This is a genomic window from Streptomyces diastaticus subsp. diastaticus, from assembly GCF_011170125.1.
In the GTDB taxonomy this organism is placed as follows: domain Bacteria; phylum Actinomycetota; class Actinomycetes; order Streptomycetales; family Streptomycetaceae; genus Streptomyces; species Streptomyces diastaticus.
The window spans coordinates 2356435-2374154 of record NZ_BLLN01000005.1; the positions used below are offsets into that span (position 1 = coordinate 2356435).

Sequence of the window (17720 nt, forward strand, 5' to 3'; positions counted from 1 at the left end):
TGCGAAGAGGCCCCGCCGCGCACCTTGCCGGTGCGCCGGCGGGACCTCCACCGAACCGATCAGACGGCCCGAAACGCACCGGCCTTGACCCCGCCCACGAAGGACGCGAACGCGGCAGCGGGGAAGCCGAGCACCGGCCCGGCGAGATCCTTGGAGTCACGGACGGGAACCAGGCCGTCAGAGGCGACGAGGTTGGTGGCCACCTCGACGCACTGGCCGCCGTTGCCGCTGTAGGAAGACTTGAACCAACGAGGGGATTCACTCGTCACGATGTGCCCTTTCGTAGCTGCTCAATCATGGCCACGGAAGCTGCTTGCGACATGGCCTCGGCCTGTAGTTGATGATAGGCCGCCAACAGGGGGAGCACGGCTTCGCTGTTGCGCTCAAGACGGCCATGCTGCGAGGACTCGGCGTAGGAGATCAGCGACCGGTCGCGCATGGTCAGCACAGTCAACGGAAGGCTGAGAGGTCGCCGCGCGCCCATGCTGAAGGGAGCGATCTGCAACACGGTGTGTGGGCGTTCGGCAAACTCCAGCAGTTTCGCGAACTGTGCATCCATGATCTCCGGAGTTCCCATGGGCCGGAGTACACACCCCTCGTCCAGCACGACGAACAGCAGAGGTGCGGGCGATCGGTCAAGGGCCGCTTGCCTCATCTCCACCAGCCTGACACGTTCCTCAGCCTGGTCCGGAGTGATGGCCTCCCTGCGCACCGCGTCCGCCTCCAGCGCCGAGGCGTACTCCTGCGTCTGGAGCAAGCCGGGTATCACCCCGACCTCGTACAACCGCACCTCCATGGCTCGCTCTTCGTACCCGATGTACTGCGGGAAGCCCTCGATGAGCGCCGTGTGCCGGACCGCCTGACTCTGGCTCACCAGGCGCCCACGCGCACCCAGCGCCTGGTCACACCTTGTCGCGAGCCGCTGGGTTGGTGGACGTCGGCCAATTTCCAGCGCCGAGATGTGGGCTCCGGAGCAGCCCACGTGTTCGCCCAGTTGATCCTGGGTCCAGCCGCGTTCGTCTCGCAGCCTGCGGAGAAGCGCGCCGAAGGCCGCGCTCGGCGACCGCTCCGGGTCCAGCTCTCTACGGTTGACCATGGTGCACCCAACTCGTCTGCCGTTTTGCGTCAGTTGATGACGCTCTGAACGATAGGCCAAGCTGTGCGCTCCCGGTAGCGAAACGGCTACAGAGAGGAGCAGTCATGCCTGCGGAACCCGAGCGACCGGCTCCCTGCCGCACCTGCCAGGAGTTCGCGCTCGCCGAAGCGGTGGCCAACGGGGAACGCGACTACAGCCGGGCCACCGACTGTCGCGTTCTCCTCAAGCGTCATCGGCAGAGCGGCACGTGCACGGCAGCCCAGGAGGAGGGGTGACCGGCGAGGAGCCGGCGCCCGCACAGGGGCCGCCGGAGTTCAACCCGCTCCGGTTCCCGCCCTGCGCATGCCCGCGCCACGCCCCCGGCCCCGGCCCCGGCCCCGGCCCCGGCCCCGGCCCCGGCCCCGAACCGGACGAGGACGACGGCGAGGACGGTTCCGCCCTCCTGCGCGAACTCCGCACCCGGATGAACGAGGAGAACCGCTTACGCCGGTGGGCGCGGGGGCAGTCGTGACCGGCGTCGAGCCCGTCGAGTACCTGGCGGACGCGTACGGCGGGAGGGGCGCCCGGGGCGTCTTCCTCGGGGGAACCCTCGCCCCGACCCGCCGCCTCGCCCTCCGCTGGCTCCGCCGCCAGGCCCATCGCCTCGCCGACGCCCTCGACCCTGACCCGCGTACCACCCGCCTCCCGGCCCGCGCACTGCTCCCCGCACCGCCCGGGGCGGAGCACGCGCCCTCTCAACTCCGTTTCTGGGCAGCAGACCTGACGTACGCCGAGGAGGTCACCGACCACCTCGCGACCGGCTACCCGTACTGCTTCACCGCCCGCGAGGGCCCGGCCTGGTACCGGCTCACCGCGCGCCCCCTCTTCACGACAGGGCGCCCCACCCACTTCGCCGGGTCGCCGATGTGACGGTCGCCGGCCCGGCGAGGCTCGAAAACACACACGACACACGACACACGAGGAGAAGCATGAAGACCCACCTGCACTCGAGCGGCGGCGGCGACGGCCTGCCCGGCGAGCCCTACCCCGGACCGCACCAGCCGCCGAGCCCGGACGGCGGTCCGGGCGTGCCGAACCCTCCCAGGAGGGCCGCGTGACCGCGGCCGGCCACGCACACCGGGGACGCCCCAGCCGCACCGGGCTGGGGCGCGCCCTCATGACCGGTGGGGCCCTCGCGTCCGACTGGCTGCCCGCCTTCACCGAGGTGCCGCGCTCGGCGTTCCTGCCCGAGCTGATGTGGCCGTTCGCCATGGAGGCGGGCCGGAGCGTGCCCGTCTCACGGTCCAGTGACCCGGGTTCCTGGCTCGCGTACGCCGACGCCGACGTACCGATCGTCACGCAGTGGGACGACGGGCGGCACGCGGGCACGGAGCCGGGGGAGGTCTCGACCTCGTCGGCGTCCATGCCGAGCGTGGTGTTCCGGATGCTGCGCGCGCTGGACGTGCGCGCGGGGCAGCGCGTGCTGGAGATCGGCACGGGGACGGGATGGAACGCCGCCCTGCTCGCGCACCGGGCCGGCGCCGGGAACGTCGTCACCGTGGAGGTGGACGGAGCCGTGGCCGAACGGGCGGAACGCGCCTTGCGCGCCTTCGGGGCGCCGGTGCGGGTGGTGCACGGCGACGGGTTCCAGGGCTTCCCCGAGGGCGCGCCGTACGACCGGGTCATCGCGACGTGCGGCCTTCGGTCCCTGCCGTTCGCCTGGGTGCGCCAGTCCCGGCCGGGCGGCGTCATCGTGGCCCCCTGGGGGACGCACTACAGCAACGCGGATGCCATCGCCCGGCTGGTCGTCGCAGAGGACGGGCGGAGCGCATCCGGGACGTTCGCCGGACCGGTGGAGTTCATGAAGCTCCGGTCCCAGCGGCTGCCGCCGGTCGCGCACCGCGCGTACGTGCCGGACACGGTGGCCGTCGGCGAGGAGACCATGACCACGGTGGCGGAGGAGGCGTTCACCGGGGACCGGTTCGGCGCCGGGCGGTTCGCGCTGGGGCTGCGCGTCCCCGCGTGCGTGAACGTCGTCGCCGAGAAGCGCGACGGCGCCCGGCCGGTGTGGTTCTACGGACTCACCGACCGTTCCTGGGCGTGCGCGATGTTCCGCGACGGCGACACGGCCCGCGTCTGGCAGTCCGGCCCGCGCCGGCTGTGGGACGAGGCCGAGGCGGCGCTCGCCTGGTGGGAGGCGCGAGGCAGGCCGGGCCATGAGCGCCTCGGCCTGACCGTGACCGGGGAAGGGCAGTCGGCCTGGCTGGACGACCCGGCCGACGCCTGGGAGGTCTGATCCCGGCGCCGGCCCGGACGGCGCTCGACGCCGCCCCCTCCGCAAGGCCCGCGGGGCCCGAGCCGAAAGGCCGGGCCCTGCCCAGGGCACCCCCCGGAGGAGGTCAGCCCCGCGTCGCCCACTCCCGCACCTTGTCGATCCGCTGGCGGATCTGACCGGCGGTGGCTTCCGCGCTCGGCGGCCCCCCGCACGCCCGCCGCAGCTCGTTGTGGATGACGCCGTGCGGCTTCCCGGTCTGGTGGACGTACGCCCCCACCAGGGTGTTGAGCTGCTTGCGCAGTTCCAGCAGCTCCTTGTGGGAGACGACGGGCCGGCGGTCGGCGGGCAGTTCGAGCAGGTCGGCCTCGCTGTCGGGCTTCTTGCGGCTGTGCGCGATCTGCCGGGCCTGCCGCTTCTGGAGGAGCAGCTGCACCTGGTCGGGTTCGAGGAGGCCGGGAATGCCGAGGTAGTCCTGTTCCTCCTCGCTGCCGGGATGGGCCTGCATGCCGAACTCGGCGCCGTCGAAGAGGACGCGGTCGAAGACGGCCTCGGACTCCAGGGCCTCGAAGGAGAACTGCTCCTGCTCCCCCGTGTCCTCGTCCTGTTCCTTGTTGGCCTCGTCCATCTCCTTCTCGGACTCGGCGTACGGGTCCTCCTCGCCGTCCTTCCTCGGCTTGTCGAGGACGTGGTCGCGCTCGACCTCCATCTCGTTGGCGAAACCGAGCAGGTTGGGGACGGTCGGCAGGAAGACCGAGGCGGTCTCGCCGCGCCGCCGGGAGCGCACGAAGCGGCCGACGGCCTGCGCGAAGAAGAGCGGGGTGGAGATGGTGGTGGCGTAGACGCCGACGGCCAGGCGGGGCACGTCGACGCCCTCGGAGACCATCCGGACGGCGACCATCCACCGGTCCTGGCTCTGGCTGAAGTCGTCGATGCGCTGGGAGGCGCCCGCGTCGTCGGACAGGACCAGGGTCGCCTTGTTCCCGGTGATCTCGCGGATCAGCTTGGCGTAGGCGCGGGCCTGGTCCTGGTCGGTGGCGATGACCAGCGCCCCGGCGTCGGGGATGGCCTTGCGGACCTCGGTGAGCCGCTGGTCGGCGGCGCGCAGCACGTTGGGCATCCAGTCGCCGCGCGGGTCGAGCGCGGTCCGCCACGCCTGCGAGACGGCGTCCTTGGTCATCGGCTCGCCGAGCCGGGCGGCGATCTCGTCGCCCGCCTTGGTGCGCCAGCGCATCTGCCCGCTGTAGCTGAGGAAGATCACGGGGCGGACGACGCCGTCGCCGAGCGCGCTGCCGTAGCCGTACGTGTAGTCGGCGGCGGAACGGCGGATGCCGTCGTTGCCCTCCTCGTACGTGACGAAGGGGATGGGGTTGGTGTCGGAGCGGAACGGGGTGCCGGTGAGGGCGAGGCGGCGGGTGGCCGGCTCGAAAGCCTCCAGGCACGCCTCGCCCCAGGACTTGGAGTCACCGGCGTGATGGATCTCGTCGAGGATGACGAGGGTCTTGCGCTGCTCGACGCGGTTGCGGTGCAGCATCGGCCGGACACCGACGCCCGCGTAGGTGACGGCGACGCCCTGGTACTCCTTGCTGAGCGGCCCGGCGCTGTACCCGGGGTCCAGCTTGATGCCTATCCGGGCGGCGGCCTCGGCCCACTGCTTCTTCAGGTGCTCGGTCGGCGCGACCACCGTGATCTGCTGCACGACGTGGTGGTGCAGCATCCAGGAGGCCAGGGTGAGCGCGAAGGTGGTCTTCCCGGCGCCCGGCGTGGCGACCGCGAGGAAGTCGCGGGGCTGCTCCTGGACGTACTTGTCCATCGCGGCCTGCTGCCAGGCCCGCAGCTTTCCGGCGGTACCCCAGGGGGCCCGGCCGGGGAAGGCGGGTGAGAGGTGATGGGAGGCGGAAGTAGTCACGGTCTCCGATTCGGTGCTCTCGGCTCGGGCCGGGTCGCGCCCCGGCCCACGTACGACAACCGGGCCACCCTACCCGGGCGCGGCACCCTCCCCGCCCGCCGGACCGGGGGCGCGGGGGGATGCGACAGGGGTCACAGAGGTACGGGCGCAAAGGCGGCCGGGGCCCGGTCGTGTCGGCGGTGTGGCAGTCGCGTTGCGTTCGCGGCCGATGCCTTGAGGCCCGGTTCCCGGCGGGCCTACCGTCATGGATGTGCCGGGGGGAACCCCCAGATCTCCCCGGCCAGGACCGTGTGCCCGAGAGGCTCAGGGACTCGTCCGCAAAGCGAGGAACGCGGGTTCGAATCCCGCCACGGTCTCGGTCCCGGCCACCACGCCGACGGCCCCGCCCAGGAGAAGGGCGGGGCCGTCGGCGTGTACGGGCCGGGGTGGCGGCCGGGCCGCGGGCGGGGGGCGTCCGTGCCGTTCCCGGCGCGCCACCGCGCCCTCAGCTCTGGGCCACCGCCGCCTGCGGGCGGATCGGGAGGCGGTTGACCGGGCGGCCGGAGGCGGCGCGCACGGCGGAGGCGACGGCGGCCGGCGCGGTGACCACCGGTACGGCGCTGGCGGCCTTGGCGCCGAAGGGGGCGACCACGTCACGCTCCTCGACCAGCCGGACGACGCGGATGTCGGGGGTGTCCAGCGCGGTCGGCAGGGCGTACCCGGTGAGGTCGGGGTGGCGCAGGACGCCCTGGGGCGCGCGCAGGTTCTCGGTGAGGGCGGCGCCGAGCCCCTGGGTGAGCCCGGCCTCGATGCGGGCGGCGAGCTGTGCCGGGTTGAGGACCCGGCCGACGTCCTGGGCGACGGCCAGCTCGACCACCCGGACCGAGCCCATCTCCACGTCCACGTCGACCACGGCGCGCACCGCGCAGAAGACCAGGCCGACGAAGGCGTCCCCCTGCCCGGCGCCGTCCAGCGGCTCGGTGGGGTGCGGGCGGCACTGGGCGGTGGCCCAGAGTTCCTTGCCGTCCATCGCCTCGGTGACGGTGGTGGAGAGCACCCCGTCGTAGGAGGTGATCTTGCCGTCGGTGATCTGGAGGAGTTCGGTGGACATGCCGAACTGGTGGGCCAGCGGCTGGAGCAGTTGCGTGCGGACCATCTTGGCGGCGCGTTCGACGGCACCGGCGGAGACCCAGGTGTGGCGGCCGTGGCAGGACGGTCCGGCGGGTGGCTGGTCGGTGTCGACGGGGGCGACGGCCACCTCCTCGATGCCCAGGGTCTCCTGGACGATCTGCCGGGCCAGCGTGGTGAACCCCTGTCCGGTCTCGACGGCGGCGCAGATGACGGTGGCCCGGCCGTCCTGGACGCGGACGGTGGCGGTGGAGACCTCGTCGGCGCCCTCGGCCCCGAGCATGTGGACCATGCCCAGCCCGTAGCCGACGCCGCGCCGCACGGCACCGGGCTCACCGGCGCCCTCGGGGCCGCCGGGCAGCAGCCACTCCTCCTCGGGGGTGTCCTTGGGGAGCGCGGGCAGCGGGAAGTCCTGGACGGCCTGGAGGAGTTCGGCGACCGGCGCCGGGCAGGTCACGGTCTGGCCGGTGGGCAGCACGTCTCCGGTGGACAGCACGTTGCGGGCGCGGACCTCGGCCGGCTCCAGGCCGAGCTTCTTGGCGAGCTTGTCCATCTGCGCCTCGTAGGCCGCGCAGACCTGGAGGGCGCCCTCGCCGCGGACGTGCCCGGCGGGCGGGTTGTTGGTGCGCACCGCCCAGCCGTCGATGGTGGCGTGCGGGACGACGTACGGGCCGCAGGCGAAGGCGACGGCGGCGGCCAGCGACTCGCGGGAGGAGTCGGTGTACGCGCCGCAGTCCATCAGGATCTGCGCCTCGACGCGGACCAGCTTGCCCTCGGCGTCGGCATGGTGGCGGTAGCGGAGCAGGGTGGGGTGGCGGTGGGCGTGGCCGAGGAAGGACTCCTCGCGGGTGGCGGCCAGTTTGACCGGGCAGCCGGTGCGCATCGCGAGCAGCCCGAGCGGCAGCAGGAAACCGGGGTCCTCGCGGTCGGCGGTGGCGCCGGGGACGCCGGTGACGACGACCTTGACGCGCTCCGGGTCGAGCCCGTAGACGGCGGCGGCCCGGTCGCGGTCCGCGTGCGGGTCGGTGGAGGCGGCGTACAGCTCGACGCCGCCGTCGGGGCGGGGCACGGCGAGGCCGGCCTCGGCGCCGACGGGGGCGGGGTCCTGGCGGCCGATGCGGTAGACGCCCTCGACGACGGTCTCGCCGGTCGCCTCCTGGTCGCCGTGGCGCAGCGGGATGTGGCGGACGACGTTGCCGTCGGGGTGGAGCGGTTCGGCGGTGAAGGCTTCCTCGGGGTCGGTCTGGGCCGGGAGCACCTCGTACTCGACCATGATCGCGGCGGCGGCCATCCGGGCGGTGTCCGGGTGGTCGGCGGCGACGGCGGCCAGCGGTTCGCCGTGGTGGCGGACGACCTCGGAGGCGAAGACGGGCCGGTCGGCGCCGTAGCGGCCGTGCAGCTTCTCGCCGGGCACGTCCTCGTGGGTGACGATCGCGTGCACGCCGGGCATCCGGGCGGCCTGCCCGGTGTCGATGGAGACCACCCGGGCGTGCGCGTGCGGGGAGCGCAGCACGGCGGCCCAGAGCAGTCCCTCGGCCCACAGATCGGCGGCGTACGGGAAGGTGCCCTCGGTCTTGGCGCGGGCCTCGGCGAGCGGCAGGGAGACCCCGAGCCCGTGCGGGGCCGGTTCGGTGCCGGCCTGGGCGGGGATGCCGGTGGCGGTGTCGTGGCTCACGCCTGGCCTCCGTCCGGGTGGTGGCCCTGGTGCGGGCCGGGTGCGTGCGGGTCGTGCGGGCCCTGCTCGCCGTAGCCGTAGCCGTCCTGGCCGTGGTGCGCCGGGTGGCCGCCGGTGTCGTACGAGGGCGGGGGCTGGGGCAGGTCGGCATAGCCGTCGGGGAGGGTGCCGTACGGATGGCCGGGGTCGTCGGCGGGGCCGGACCGGTGCGGGATCACCACGTCGGCCGGCTCCTCGTCGGCGGCCTCGGCGCCGGGGCCGGCCTCCGGCTCGGTGGCGCTCTCCTCGTCGGCCGCGGCGGCCTCGGCGACGGCCTCGCGTTCGCCGACGACGTCGCGGACCGCCTCCACGATGGAGCGGTAGCCGGAGCAGCGGCAGAGGTTGCCGGAGAGGGCCTGACGGGTCTCCAGGTCGGTGGGGCGGGGGTTGCCCTCCAGCAGGTCGTGAATGGTCATCGCCATGCCGGGGATGCAGAACCCGCACTGGACGGCGCAGCGGCGGGCCAGTGCGCGCTGCACGTCGGAGGGTTCGCCCGGGACGCCGTCCTCGGTGGCGCCGAGTCCCTCGACGGTGTGGATGTCGCTGCCCTCGGTGGTGGCGGCGGGGACCAGGCAGGAGGCGACGACGCGGCCGTCGACGCGGACGGCGCAGGCCCCGCACTCGCCCTGCGAGCAGCCGTCCTTGGCCCCGGCGAGACCGAGCCGCTCGCGCAGCACGTGCAGCAGCGACTCGCCGATCCACGCCTCGGTGACGGGCCGGTCGATGCCGTTGACGTTGAGCGTGTACGAGACGACCGGGCGCTCGTCGTGGAGCACGTCCGCCTCCGGCTCGGGCGCGGAATCCGCCCCGGGCTCTGGGGGCGTGTCGGCAGCCGCCTCGGCAGGGGTGTCCGCGGCTTCGCCGCCGGCGTCCGCCCCCGCTTCCGCTTCGGCTTCCGGTACCGACTCCGGGGCGGGCTCCTCCGCCGCCTCTCCGGGCGCCTCAGCGACCGGGGGCACTTCCGCCCGGCGTTCCGCTTCCAGGCCGTCCTGGGCCTCGTGGAGGGGGTCGGGGGCGGCCTGGGAGGCGGGCTCCGGCTCCGGCTCCGGCCCCGGCTCCGAGGGGGAGGCGTCCGGGCCTTCGGCCCACGGCGCCCTCGCGCCGCCGGGGAGGGTGGGCGGCGCCTGGTGGGTCGGGGCGGCCGCCCAGCCGCCGGTCTGCGCCGCGGTGGTGAGCGGGTACTCCCCGGAGTCCTCGGGCGCGTCCTCCGGGGCGAGCGGGACCGACCACTGGCCGGTGCCCCCGTGCGCGGGGGCGGGCGCGGACGGGGCGCTCTCGTCGAGGGCGGCTGCGAAGTCCCAGTGGCCGGCGGCGTCCTGGCCGGCGCCGGCCGAGCCGGGGCCCTGCTGCTGGCCGGGGATGGCGGGGCCGTCGTGCGGGTGCCCGGCGCGCTCGGCGCCGACGAAGGCGTCGCCGAGGTTGGGGCGGGGGCCGTCGGCCGCGAGACCGGGCGGGATGGTCAGGGGCCGGGTGTCGCCGAAGGCGTCGGTGGCGGCGAAGGCGTCGGCCGGGGGCTGCGGATAGCCGTCGGCGCCGGGGACCTGCGCACCGTCGGGGTACACGTCGGCGACGACCTGGCCGGGCGCGGCCTCCGGCACCTCCTGCGGCGGCAGCGTCCCGTACGGGTCGGGGCCCTGGCCGGGCACCTGGCCGTACGGGTCGGGTGCGGGGGCGCCGCCCCCGACGGTGCCGGGGACGCTCCACACGCCCGTGGCGGCCGGGTCGGCGGGGCCGTTGGCGGGGGTGACGGTGATCGGGGGCACATACCCCTGGCCGGGGGCGGCGAGGGGGATGTCGGCGATGCCCTCGGGGAGCTGGACGAAGGCGGTGGCCCCGTCGTCGTACTCCTCGCCGCCCTGGTGGGGGATGGCACCCCAGCCCAGGGAGGTGCCGGGGGCCGCCCCGGTCCCCTCGCGCCGCTCGTCGTCGGTCATGACAGCGCTCTTCCCAGTGCTCGTCGGGCCAGCGCGGCGACGGTGCGCCGCAGGTGCAGTACGGCGGGCGACAGTTTCGGCGGCTCGCCGCCGTCGGCCGGGGCCTCCGGATCGGGCACGCAGGCCGTGGCCACGTACGTCCCGAAGGCGGTGAGGGCCTCCTGCGACAGGCCGCGTTCGCCGTCCCAGTCGATGAGGGAGGCGGCCCAGCGTTCCGCCTCCAGGGGCCGCAGCGGCATGGGGGCGATGGCGCCGATGGCGCACCGCACCTCGCGCCGGGCCGGGTCGACGACCAGGGCGACGGAGGCGGTGGCACGGCCGGGGCCGGTGCGGCCGGTGGCCTTGAGGAAGACCTGCGGGGCGTGCAGCAGCGGGACGCGGACCCAGCCGATGAGTTCCCCGCCGCGCAACATGTCCATGCCCGCCAGCAGATGGGAGACGGCGACCTCGCGGCGGCCGCCGCCGGGCGAGGCCACGACGAGGGTGGCCTCCAGGGCGGCGAGGACGGGCAGGGTGTCGCCGGAGGGGGCGGCGGTGGCGATGTTGCCGCCGAGCGTCCCGGCGTTGCGGATCTGCGGGGGGCCGGCGGCGCGGGCGGCGGCGGCGAGCGCCGGGATGAGGGCGGCGAAGTCGGGGCGGCCCATGCGGGCGTGGGTGAGTCCGGCGCCGAGCAGGGCGTGCCCGTCGAGGTACTGCCAGCCGCGGATCTCGCGGACCCGGTTGAGGCCGACGAGGGCGGTGGGGCGCAGCTGGCCGGCGTTGACGGAGGTCATGAGGTCGGTGCCGCCGGCGACGGGGACGGCGGCGGGCGTGGCGGCGAGTGCGGCCACGGCCTCGTCCAGGGAGGCGGGCAGCGTCACCGACGCTGCCGCCTGCGGTGCGTGCGTGGTCAAAACCGGCTGCCCCTTCCGTCACCCCGCCTGGTCCCGGCTGTTGCGCCGTACGGTACGTCCTCACAGGCGGGACGTGGCAACTCTGGCACATCTTGCCGTTGCCTCGGAGCGGGGGTCCGCTAGGGGAGGTTTGCCCCTTCTGCCAACCGCACGAGGGGTTTTGCCGTTTTGCGCCCACCGGGAACAGGTCTCCGGGGCGCCGGGGCCGAGAGGGCGTGCGCCGGGGGCGCGCGAAGGATTCGCAGAAGCTTCTCGTGCTCTTCTCGTTCCCGTGACGGTCGGCGCACGGAGCGCGCGCCGACCGTTCCGCCGGGACACGCCGGGCCCACCGCGCGGCGCCGGTCGCGGGCACCGCGCGGTGGGCTCGCCAGGGGGCCGGACGGCTCAGCCCGGCTGCGGCTCTCCCTCGAACGGGCGGCCGAGGACGCCGGGGCGGCGCTGCCAGGGGTGCGGGCCGGCCGGCGGGCGGTAGGCGACCCCGAGGGCGTCGAGGCGGCGGTAGTGGGTCTGCATCCGGGCGTCGAACGCGGCGAAGTCCCGCTGCGCGGAGGCCGGCAGCGGCGACCAGGCGACCTCCGCGAGGGCGGCGAGGCGCGGGTAGAGCTGGTAGTCGACGCGGTCCTGGTTCTCCAGCACCTCGGTCCAGACGTTGGCCTGGACACCGATGACGTGGGCGGCCTCGGTCTCGGTCAGCTCCGGCGGCACGGGCTCGAACCGGTAGACGTCCTCCAGGGTGCGCACGTACCCGATCGGCACCGGCTCGTCGGGGCCGCCGTCCTCCCGGTAGTTCAGGTAGACCTGCTGCTCGGGGCACATGACGACGTCGTGGCCGGCGCGGGCGGCGGCCACGCCCCCGGAGTAGCCGCGCCAGGAGGAGACGGTGGCGCCCTCGGCGAGGCCGCCCTCCAGGATCTCGTCCCAGCCGATGAGGCGGCGGCCGCGCGCGGTGAGCCAGGTGTCGAAGTGCCGGATGAACCAGGACTGGAGGCCGTCCTCGTCACCGACGCCGAGTTCGGCGATCCGGGCCTGGGCGGCGGGCGATGCCTTCCATTCGTCCTTCAGGCATTCGTCGCCACCGACGTGGATGAAGGGGGAGGGGAAGAGTTCCAGGACTTCCTCGAAGACCCCTTCGTAGAAACGCAGGGTGTCCTCGGTCGGCGCCAGGGCGTGCGGGTTGATGCCCCAGGTGTCCCAGACGCCGAGGCTCGCGGTGTCGGTGACGTCGGTGTTGCCGAGTTCCGGATAGGCGGCGATGGCGGCCTGCGAGTGGCCCGGAATCTCGATCTCGGGGACGACGGTGATGTGGCGTTCGGCGGCGTAGGCGACGATCTCGCGGATGTCGTCGTGGCTGTAGTAGCCGCCGTGCGGGGTGTCGTTCCACAACTCCGAGGCGCGATGGCCCCATTTGCTGCGCGGGCGCCAGCTACCGGTGCGTACGAGTTCGGGGTGGCGGCGGATGTCGATGCGCCAGCCCTGGTCGTCGGTGAGGTGGAAGTGGAAGACGTTGAGTTTGTGCGCGGCCATCAGGTCGAGCTGGCGCAGCACGCCCTCCTTGGGCATGAAGTGCCGGGCGACGTCGAGCATCATGCCGCGCCAGGCGAAGCGCGGCGCGTCCTCGATCCGGACATGGCTCAGACTCCACGCCCGGCCGGGGTTGAGCGGGGCGCGCCGGAAGGCGTCGGGGCCGAGCAGCTGACGCAGGGTCTGCGCGCCCCAGAAGACGCCGGCCGCGTCGCCGCCCTCGATCAGCACGCCGTCGGCGGAGACGGTGAGCCGGTACGCCTCGGCGCCCAGCCGGCCCGCCTCCCCCACGATGCGCAGGTCGACGACGGGTCCGGGGTGCGCGCCGCCGTCGGCGGGGGGTTCGGGCAGGGCCAGTCCGGTGGCGGCGCCGACGGCGGCGCGCAGCCAGCGGGCGGCGGTGCCGGTGCCCGCGCCGGAGCGCAGGGCGGTGTCCGGGCCGAGGGCGAGGCGGGCCTCGGGGGCGTCCTCGGCGGTGTGGGTGCGGGGTGCGGGGATGAGGTGGTGCACGTCAGTCCTTGACCGCGCCGCCGAGTCCGGAGACCAGGCGGCGCTGAACGAGTACGAAGAAGACGAGGACGGGAACGGTCATGACGGTGGACGCGGCCATGATGCCGCCCCAGTCGTTCTCCTCCGGCTTGAAGAAGAGCAGCAGAGCCATCGGGAGAGTCGACTGGGAGGTGTCGCTGATGATGAAGGACTTGGCGAAGAGGAAGTCGTTCCAGGTGCTGATGAAGGAGAAGACACTGGTCGCCACCAGACCGGGGAAGACCAGCGGGAAAAGGATCTGCCAGAGAAAGCGGGCGCGGCCGGCGCCGTCGATGAGCGCGGCCTCCTCCAGCGCCTCGGGGACCGCTTTCACGAATCCCCGCAGCATCCAGACGGCGAACGGCAGCGAAAAGGCCAGATGCGGCAGGATCAGCGCGCCGAGCGTGTTGAGCAGACCGAAATCGCGCATCTGGAAGAAGAGCGGAATGGTGAGTGCCTCGACCGGCACCATCTGCGCCACCAGGAACATGATGAGCAGTGTGGTCCGGAACCGGAACGTGAACCGCGTGACGGCGGTCGCCGCGAGGAACGCGATCAGCGCCGACAGCACGACCACACTTCCCGCGACGAGCAGGCTGTTGAGGAAGTAGCGGCCGAATTCCTCCTGTTGGAAGACGCGCCGGAACGAGTCGAGCGAGGGCGCCAGCGTCCAGGGCCGGGGGCTGTCCGACTGGATCTCCCCGGCGGGTTTGAACGCCGACAGCACCATCCAGTACAGCGGGAAGGCCACGACGACGGCGGTCAGCAGCGCGAACGCCTCGGCGGCGAGCCGCCAGGGCCGGTGGAGGAGTCTCACAGTTCTTCTCCCTGGCGTCGCATCAGCCGGAGGTACGCGAGGGTGACGGCGAGCAGGATGAGCAGCATGACCACGCCGATGGCGGCACCCAGGCTGTACTGCGAGGAGGCGAACGCCTTCTGGTACGCGTAGACGTTGAGGACGAGGTTCTGCCCGGCGATGCCGCCGCCGTCGGTCATCACGTAGATCTGGGTGAAGACCTTGAAGTCCCAGATGACCGACTGGATGGTGACGACCAGCAGGATCGGGCGGAGCATCGGCGCGAGCACCGAGCGCCAGATCCGCCACTGCGAGGCGCCGTCGAGCGAGGCGGCCTCCAGGACCTCGGCGGGGACGGCGCGGATGCCCGCGTAGACGGTGACCATGACGAACGGGAAGGAGCACCAGACCACTTCCAGCAGCACCAGGGCGAAGGCGCTGTACCGGCCGTACGTCCAGGAGAAGTCGCCGAGGCCGAGCAGCCGGTTGACCGGGCCGAAGTCGGCGTCGAAGAGGAACATCCAGACGGTGGAGCCGGTGATGGCCGGGGTCGCCCAGGCGCCGAGCGAGGCGACGAGCAGGGCCAGGCGCGGCAGGGCCCGGATCCGGGTCAGCAGGACGGCGAGGCCGCAGCCGACGAAGAGGGTGGAGACCACGCAGAGCGCGGCGAAGACCACGGTGGCGCCGAGCACCTGCCAGAACTGCGGGTCGGCGAAGAGGGCCCGGTAGTTGCCGAGCCCCTGGAACGAGGTCGGCACGCCGCCGCTGACCTGGGCCTGGGTGTACTCCAGGACGGATATCAGGCCGAGTTGGTAGACGGGGTAGATCAGCAGCCCGGCGAGGACGACCAGGGCTGGGGCGAGGTAGAGCCACGGGGTCCAGCCCGGGTGGCGGGAGGCCGGTCTGCGGGGCCGGGCGGCGCCGCCGCCCTTGGGGGCGGGCGGGGCGGCCGGCGTGGTGAGCGTCTGGGTCACGGGGAGGGCCGTTCTTCCGGTGCGCGGGGCCTCAGCCCGCGCTGGCGAAGGCGTCGTCCATCTTCCCGGCGGCGTCGCGGGACGCCGTGGCGACGTCCTTCCGGCCGCTGGCGATCTCCTGGAACATGGTCGGCAGCACCAGCGAGGAGTCGATCTGCGCCCAGGCCGGGGAGGCGGGCACGAAGGTGGCGCCGGCCTCCAGGGTCCGCACGAAGGGCTTGACGAACGGCTCGTCGGCGGCGGCCTTCGCGCGGACGTCGGTGAAGGTGGGCAGGAAGCCCATCGCCTCGAAGAGCCGGCCCTGCGCCTTCTTCCCGGCCAGCTCCTCGACCAGGTCGACGGCGAGGGAGCGGCGCTCGGTGGACTTGAGGACGCCGAGGTTGTTGCCGCCCGCGAAGGCCGGGGCGATCTCGCCCTTCTCCACGCCGGGCAGCGGCACGACCGCGTACTTGCCCTTGACCTTGCCGTCCTCCATCGCCTGGTGGCTGAAGTCGCCGCCGATGGCCATGCCGGCCTTCCCGGCCGCGAACGCCGTCACGGTGTCGTTGCCGCCCATCTGCGCGCACTTGGCGGCGGGGCAGTTGTCCGCGCCGAAGAGGTCGGTGTAGGCGGCGATCCCGGCCTGCGACTTCTTGTCGGCGAGTGTGGAGGTGTACGTGCCGTCCTTCTCCTCGGCCAGGCCCCCGCCGTGTGCCCAGAGGAAGGGCATGGCGCCGTAGGTGTAGGCGCCGCCGACCGCGATGCCGTACAGGCCGGGCTCCGCCTCGCGGATCTTCCTCGCCGCGGACGCGACCTCGGCCAGCGTCCTCGGCACCTCGACGGAGTGCTTCTCGAAGAGGTCGGTGCGGTAGTACAGCGCGCGGACGCCGACGAAGTAGGGAGCGCCGTACGTCCTGCCGTCGACGGTGACCGAGGCGCGGGCGGCCTCGTCGGTGTCGGCGGCCTCCTCCCAGGCGTCGAACTCCTCGCTGATGTCGGCCAGTCCGCCGTCGCGGACGTACCCGGCGGTGTCGGTGTTGCCGTACTCGATGACGTCCGGGGCGCTGCTCGGGTCGTTGAAGGCGGCCTTGATCTTCTCGGCGCGGGAGTCGACGGGGATGTACTGGACGTGCACCTTGCTGCCCTGGTGCGCCTTCTCGTACGCGGCCACGGCCTCGTCGACCACCTTGGCCTTGGGGCCGTTGTTGACCTCCTGGAAGAGCCAGACCCTGAGGTCCCCGGTCTTCTCGTCCTTGCCGGAGGAGGTGTCGGAGGTCTGCGGAGCACAGGCGGTGGCGGTGAGTCCGGCGAGGACGAGGCCCGCGACGGGCGCGGCCAGGCGGGAGAGGAGCTTCATCCGGGGTCCCTACAGTAGGCGCGTTGCGACATGTGCAACGCGCATTTCGTACTGCACAACAGCAGGAGAGTAGGGCGACCGCGCCCGCCCGACAAGAGGGGGCCCGGGAGCAAGGGCCGAGGGCGTCGGGAGGCGACCCCCCGCGGCCGGCCCGGGCCGGGCTCGGCGGGGGTGCCCCCGGCCCCGGGCGGGAGCGGGACCGGGCCCGCGCGGGCGGCGGTGGCGGCGGCCACGCCGCGGAAGGGGACTGCGGGTGACGGAGCACGGGAAACGCGAAAGGGCCCCTGGCCGCCACCCCGTGAAGGGTGTGCCAGGGGCCCGAGCCCGCGCGGGCAGAGCAGGTGGTGCGGGAGAAGCTGGAGGGAGGAGGGGAAGGAGGGCGGGCCCGGTCAGGCCGCCGTCACTTCTTGTCCTTGCCTCCGCCGCCCTTGCCCTTGTCCCCGCCCGGTCCCATGGACTCGTAGATCTCCTTGCACATCGGACACACCGGATACTTCTTGGGGTCGCGTCCGGGGACCCACACCTTGCCGCAGAGGGCGACCACGGGTGTGCCGTCGAGGGCACTGGCCATGATCTTGTCCTTCTGGACGTAGTGGGCGTAGCGCTCGTGGTCGCCGTCGCCGCTGGAGGTCTGCGGCGTCGGCTCGACGAGGGTCCCCGTACCTGCCCCGCGCTCGGGCTCAAGAGTGCTCATGGAGTCCAAGGGTACCCAGCCCCGCCGCGTCTCCGGGGCGCCGCCCGCCGCGGAGGGGCGGGTCAGTTCAGAGAGGGGTCGTCCGGGTAGGTCGCGATCATCGCCAGCTCGCTGCGCTGACGGCGCAGCACCGCCCGCCACAGCCCCTCGGGCCGGGGCGCGGAGACGTCCCCGGGCTCGGACTCCACGACGTACCAGGCCCCTTGGACCAGTTCGTCCTCCAACTGGCCCGGCCCCCATCCGGCGTACCCGGCGAAGATCCGCAGCGAGCCGAGGACGGCGGCGAGCAGCTGGGGCGGGGCCTCCAGATCGACCAGGCCGATCGCGCCGTGCACCGGACGCCAGCCGAGCGGCGGGTCGGCGCAGCCGGGTCCGCCGGGGACGACGGCGACGCCGAGCGCGGAGTCCAGGGAGACGGGCCCGCCCTGGAAGACGACACCCGGGTCGCCCGCCAGCTCGCCCCAGCCCTCCAGGATGTCGCCGACGCCCACAGGGGTGGGCCGGTTGAGGACCACGCCGAGGGACCCCTCGGCGTCATGGTCGAGGAGGAGCACCACCGCTCGGTCGAAGTGCGGGTCGGCGAGCGCGGGGGTGGCCACGAGCAGTCGCCCTGTGAGCGAGGACACCTCGGTCATGTCCCACATGATCCCGCACGGACGGCGCGCGGGGGGAGCGCTCCACGCCATCCGTGGGTGCGCAGCTCAGGGCGCACGGAGGCGCGGCGGGCGCGCACGCGCGGCGGTGACCGTCCGCGACCGGTTCCGGACGGTACGTGTTGTGGCGAAGTCATGACGGTCCGGGAGGCCCCTCGCCCTTACTGAAGGGGGGTGGCGGGCCATTACGCTTGCCTGGTGCCGTGGCAGGCGGCGTCCGCCCGCCGAGGAGCGGTGCCCGGGGCGGCAAGCGCGCGTCCGGGGGCCGGTCCTCGGCGGGCGAGCGTCCGCAGGCCGGGGCACGAGCCCTGCCC

The 17720-nt window shown here is 73.7% G+C and carries 16 protein-coding genes and 1 tRNA gene; 5 read left to right on the forward strand and 12 right to left on the reverse strand.

Annotated elements, in window-relative coordinates:
- Nucleotides 1–59: 59 nt before the first annotated feature.
- Entirely contained in the window at nucleotides 60–269 is a 210-nt protein-coding gene (locus Sdia_RS27535) for a DUF397 domain-containing protein (protein WP_030696399.1), read from the reverse strand.
- Nucleotides 266–1096 carry a helix-turn-helix domain-containing protein gene (locus Sdia_RS27540; protein ID WP_100457765.1) on the reverse strand — a complete coding sequence of 277 codons (831 nt, stop codon included), beginning with the start codon at nucleotides 1094–1096 and terminating at the stop codon, nucleotides 266–268. The genes Sdia_RS27535 and Sdia_RS27540 overlap by 4 nt, the downstream gene beginning before the upstream one ends.
- Before the next feature lie 104 nt (nucleotides 1097–1200).
- On the opposite strand from Sdia_RS27540, the gene Sdia_RS27545 reads away from it, so the two are divergent.
- The 4 genes from Sdia_RS27545 to Sdia_RS27560 all read left to right on the forward strand — a co-directional run bounded on the left by Sdia_RS27545 (nucleotide 1201) and on the right by Sdia_RS27560 (nucleotide 3371).
- A complete protein-coding gene (locus Sdia_RS27545; protein WP_164495050.1) occupies nucleotides 1201–1371 on the forward strand; it encodes a hypothetical protein in 171 nt (56 codons plus the stop codon).
- Nucleotides 1368–1607, forward strand: a complete 240-nt coding sequence (locus Sdia_RS27550) for a hypothetical protein (protein WP_100457766.1) — start codon at nucleotides 1368–1370, stop codon at nucleotides 1605–1607. Before Sdia_RS27545 ends, Sdia_RS27550 begins: the two co-directional genes overlap by 4 nt.
- Nucleotides 1604–2005, forward strand: coding sequence for a hypothetical protein (locus Sdia_RS27555; protein ID WP_100457767.1), 402 nt, complete (start codon nucleotides 1604–1606; stop codon nucleotides 2003–2005). Before Sdia_RS27550 ends, Sdia_RS27555 begins: the two co-directional genes overlap by 4 nt.
- Nucleotides 2006–2252: 247 nt before the next feature.
- Nucleotides 2253–3371, forward strand: coding sequence for a methyltransferase domain-containing protein (locus Sdia_RS27560; RefSeq protein ID WP_115068218.1), 1119 nt, complete (start codon nucleotides 2253–2255; stop codon nucleotides 3369–3371).
- Between the two features lie 103 nt (nucleotides 3372–3474).
- Here Sdia_RS27560 and Sdia_RS27565 read toward each other — a convergent pair whose 3' ends face one another.
- On the reverse strand, nucleotides 3475–5256 hold the full coding sequence (locus Sdia_RS27565) for a DEAD/DEAH box helicase (RefSeq protein WP_100457768.1): 1782 nt from the start codon (nucleotides 5254–5256) through the stop codon (nucleotides 3475–3477).
- A gap of 284 nt (nucleotides 5257–5540) precedes the next feature.
- Here Sdia_RS27565 and Sdia_RS27570 point away from each other — a divergent pair.
- Nucleotides 5541–5612: transfer RNA gene (locus tag Sdia_RS27570), tRNA-Cys, on the forward strand.
- A 128-nt stretch (nucleotides 5613–5740) separates the two neighbouring features.
- Here Sdia_RS27570 and Sdia_RS27575 read toward each other — a convergent pair.
- From Sdia_RS27575 to Sdia_RS27615, 9 genes are all read right to left on the reverse strand, one after another.
- The gene (locus tag Sdia_RS27575; protein WP_100457769.1) at nucleotides 5741–8038 is read right to left on the reverse strand and encodes a xanthine dehydrogenase family protein molybdopterin-binding subunit; all 2298 of its coding nucleotides are present in this window, start codon (nucleotides 8036–8038) and stop codon (nucleotides 5741–5743) included.
- Complete coding sequence (locus Sdia_RS27580; RefSeq protein WP_189499820.1) at nucleotides 8035–10011, reverse strand: (2Fe-2S)-binding protein; 1977 nt, start codon at nucleotides 10009–10011, stop codon at nucleotides 8035–8037. The genes Sdia_RS27575 and Sdia_RS27580 overlap by 4 nt, the downstream gene beginning before the upstream one ends.
- Nucleotides 10008–10904, reverse strand: coding sequence for an FAD binding domain-containing protein (locus tag Sdia_RS27585; RefSeq protein ID WP_115067946.1), 897 nt, complete (start codon nucleotides 10902–10904; stop codon nucleotides 10008–10010). Before Sdia_RS27585 ends, Sdia_RS27580 begins: the two co-directional genes overlap by 4 nt.
- A gap of 384 nt (nucleotides 10905–11288) precedes the next feature.
- Nucleotides 11289–12935 carry a beta-N-acetylhexosaminidase gene (locus Sdia_RS27590; RefSeq protein WP_115067945.1) on the reverse strand — a complete coding sequence of 549 codons (1647 nt, stop codon included), beginning with the start codon at nucleotides 12933–12935 and terminating at the stop codon, nucleotides 11289–11291.
- Nucleotide 12936: 1 nt separating this feature from the next.
- Nucleotides 12937–13770: a carbohydrate ABC transporter permease gene (locus Sdia_RS27595; protein ID WP_115067944.1), complete on the reverse strand. Its 834-nt coding sequence runs from the start codon at nucleotides 13768–13770 to the stop codon at nucleotides 12937–12939.
- Nucleotides 13767–14723 (reverse strand): carbohydrate ABC transporter permease, encoded by a 957-nt coding sequence (locus Sdia_RS27600; protein WP_115067943.1) that lies wholly within the window; start codon nucleotides 14721–14723, stop codon nucleotides 13767–13769. The genes Sdia_RS27595 and Sdia_RS27600 overlap by 4 nt, the downstream gene beginning before the upstream one ends.
- Nucleotides 14724–14754: 31 nt before the next feature.
- Complete coding sequence (locus Sdia_RS27605; RefSeq protein ID WP_100457775.1) at nucleotides 14755–16059, reverse strand: extracellular solute-binding protein; 1305 nt, start codon at nucleotides 16057–16059, stop codon at nucleotides 14755–14757.
- Between the two features lie 400 nt (nucleotides 16060–16459).
- Entirely contained in the window at nucleotides 16460–16753 is a 294-nt protein-coding gene (locus tag Sdia_RS27610) for a DUF3039 domain-containing protein (RefSeq protein ID WP_047142095.1), read from the reverse strand.
- 62 nt (nucleotides 16754–16815) lie between these two features.
- Entirely contained in the window at nucleotides 16816–17388 is a 573-nt protein-coding gene (locus Sdia_RS27615) for a YqgE/AlgH family protein (protein WP_100457824.1), read from the reverse strand.
- Between the last annotated feature and the right edge of the window lie 332 nt (nucleotides 17389–17720).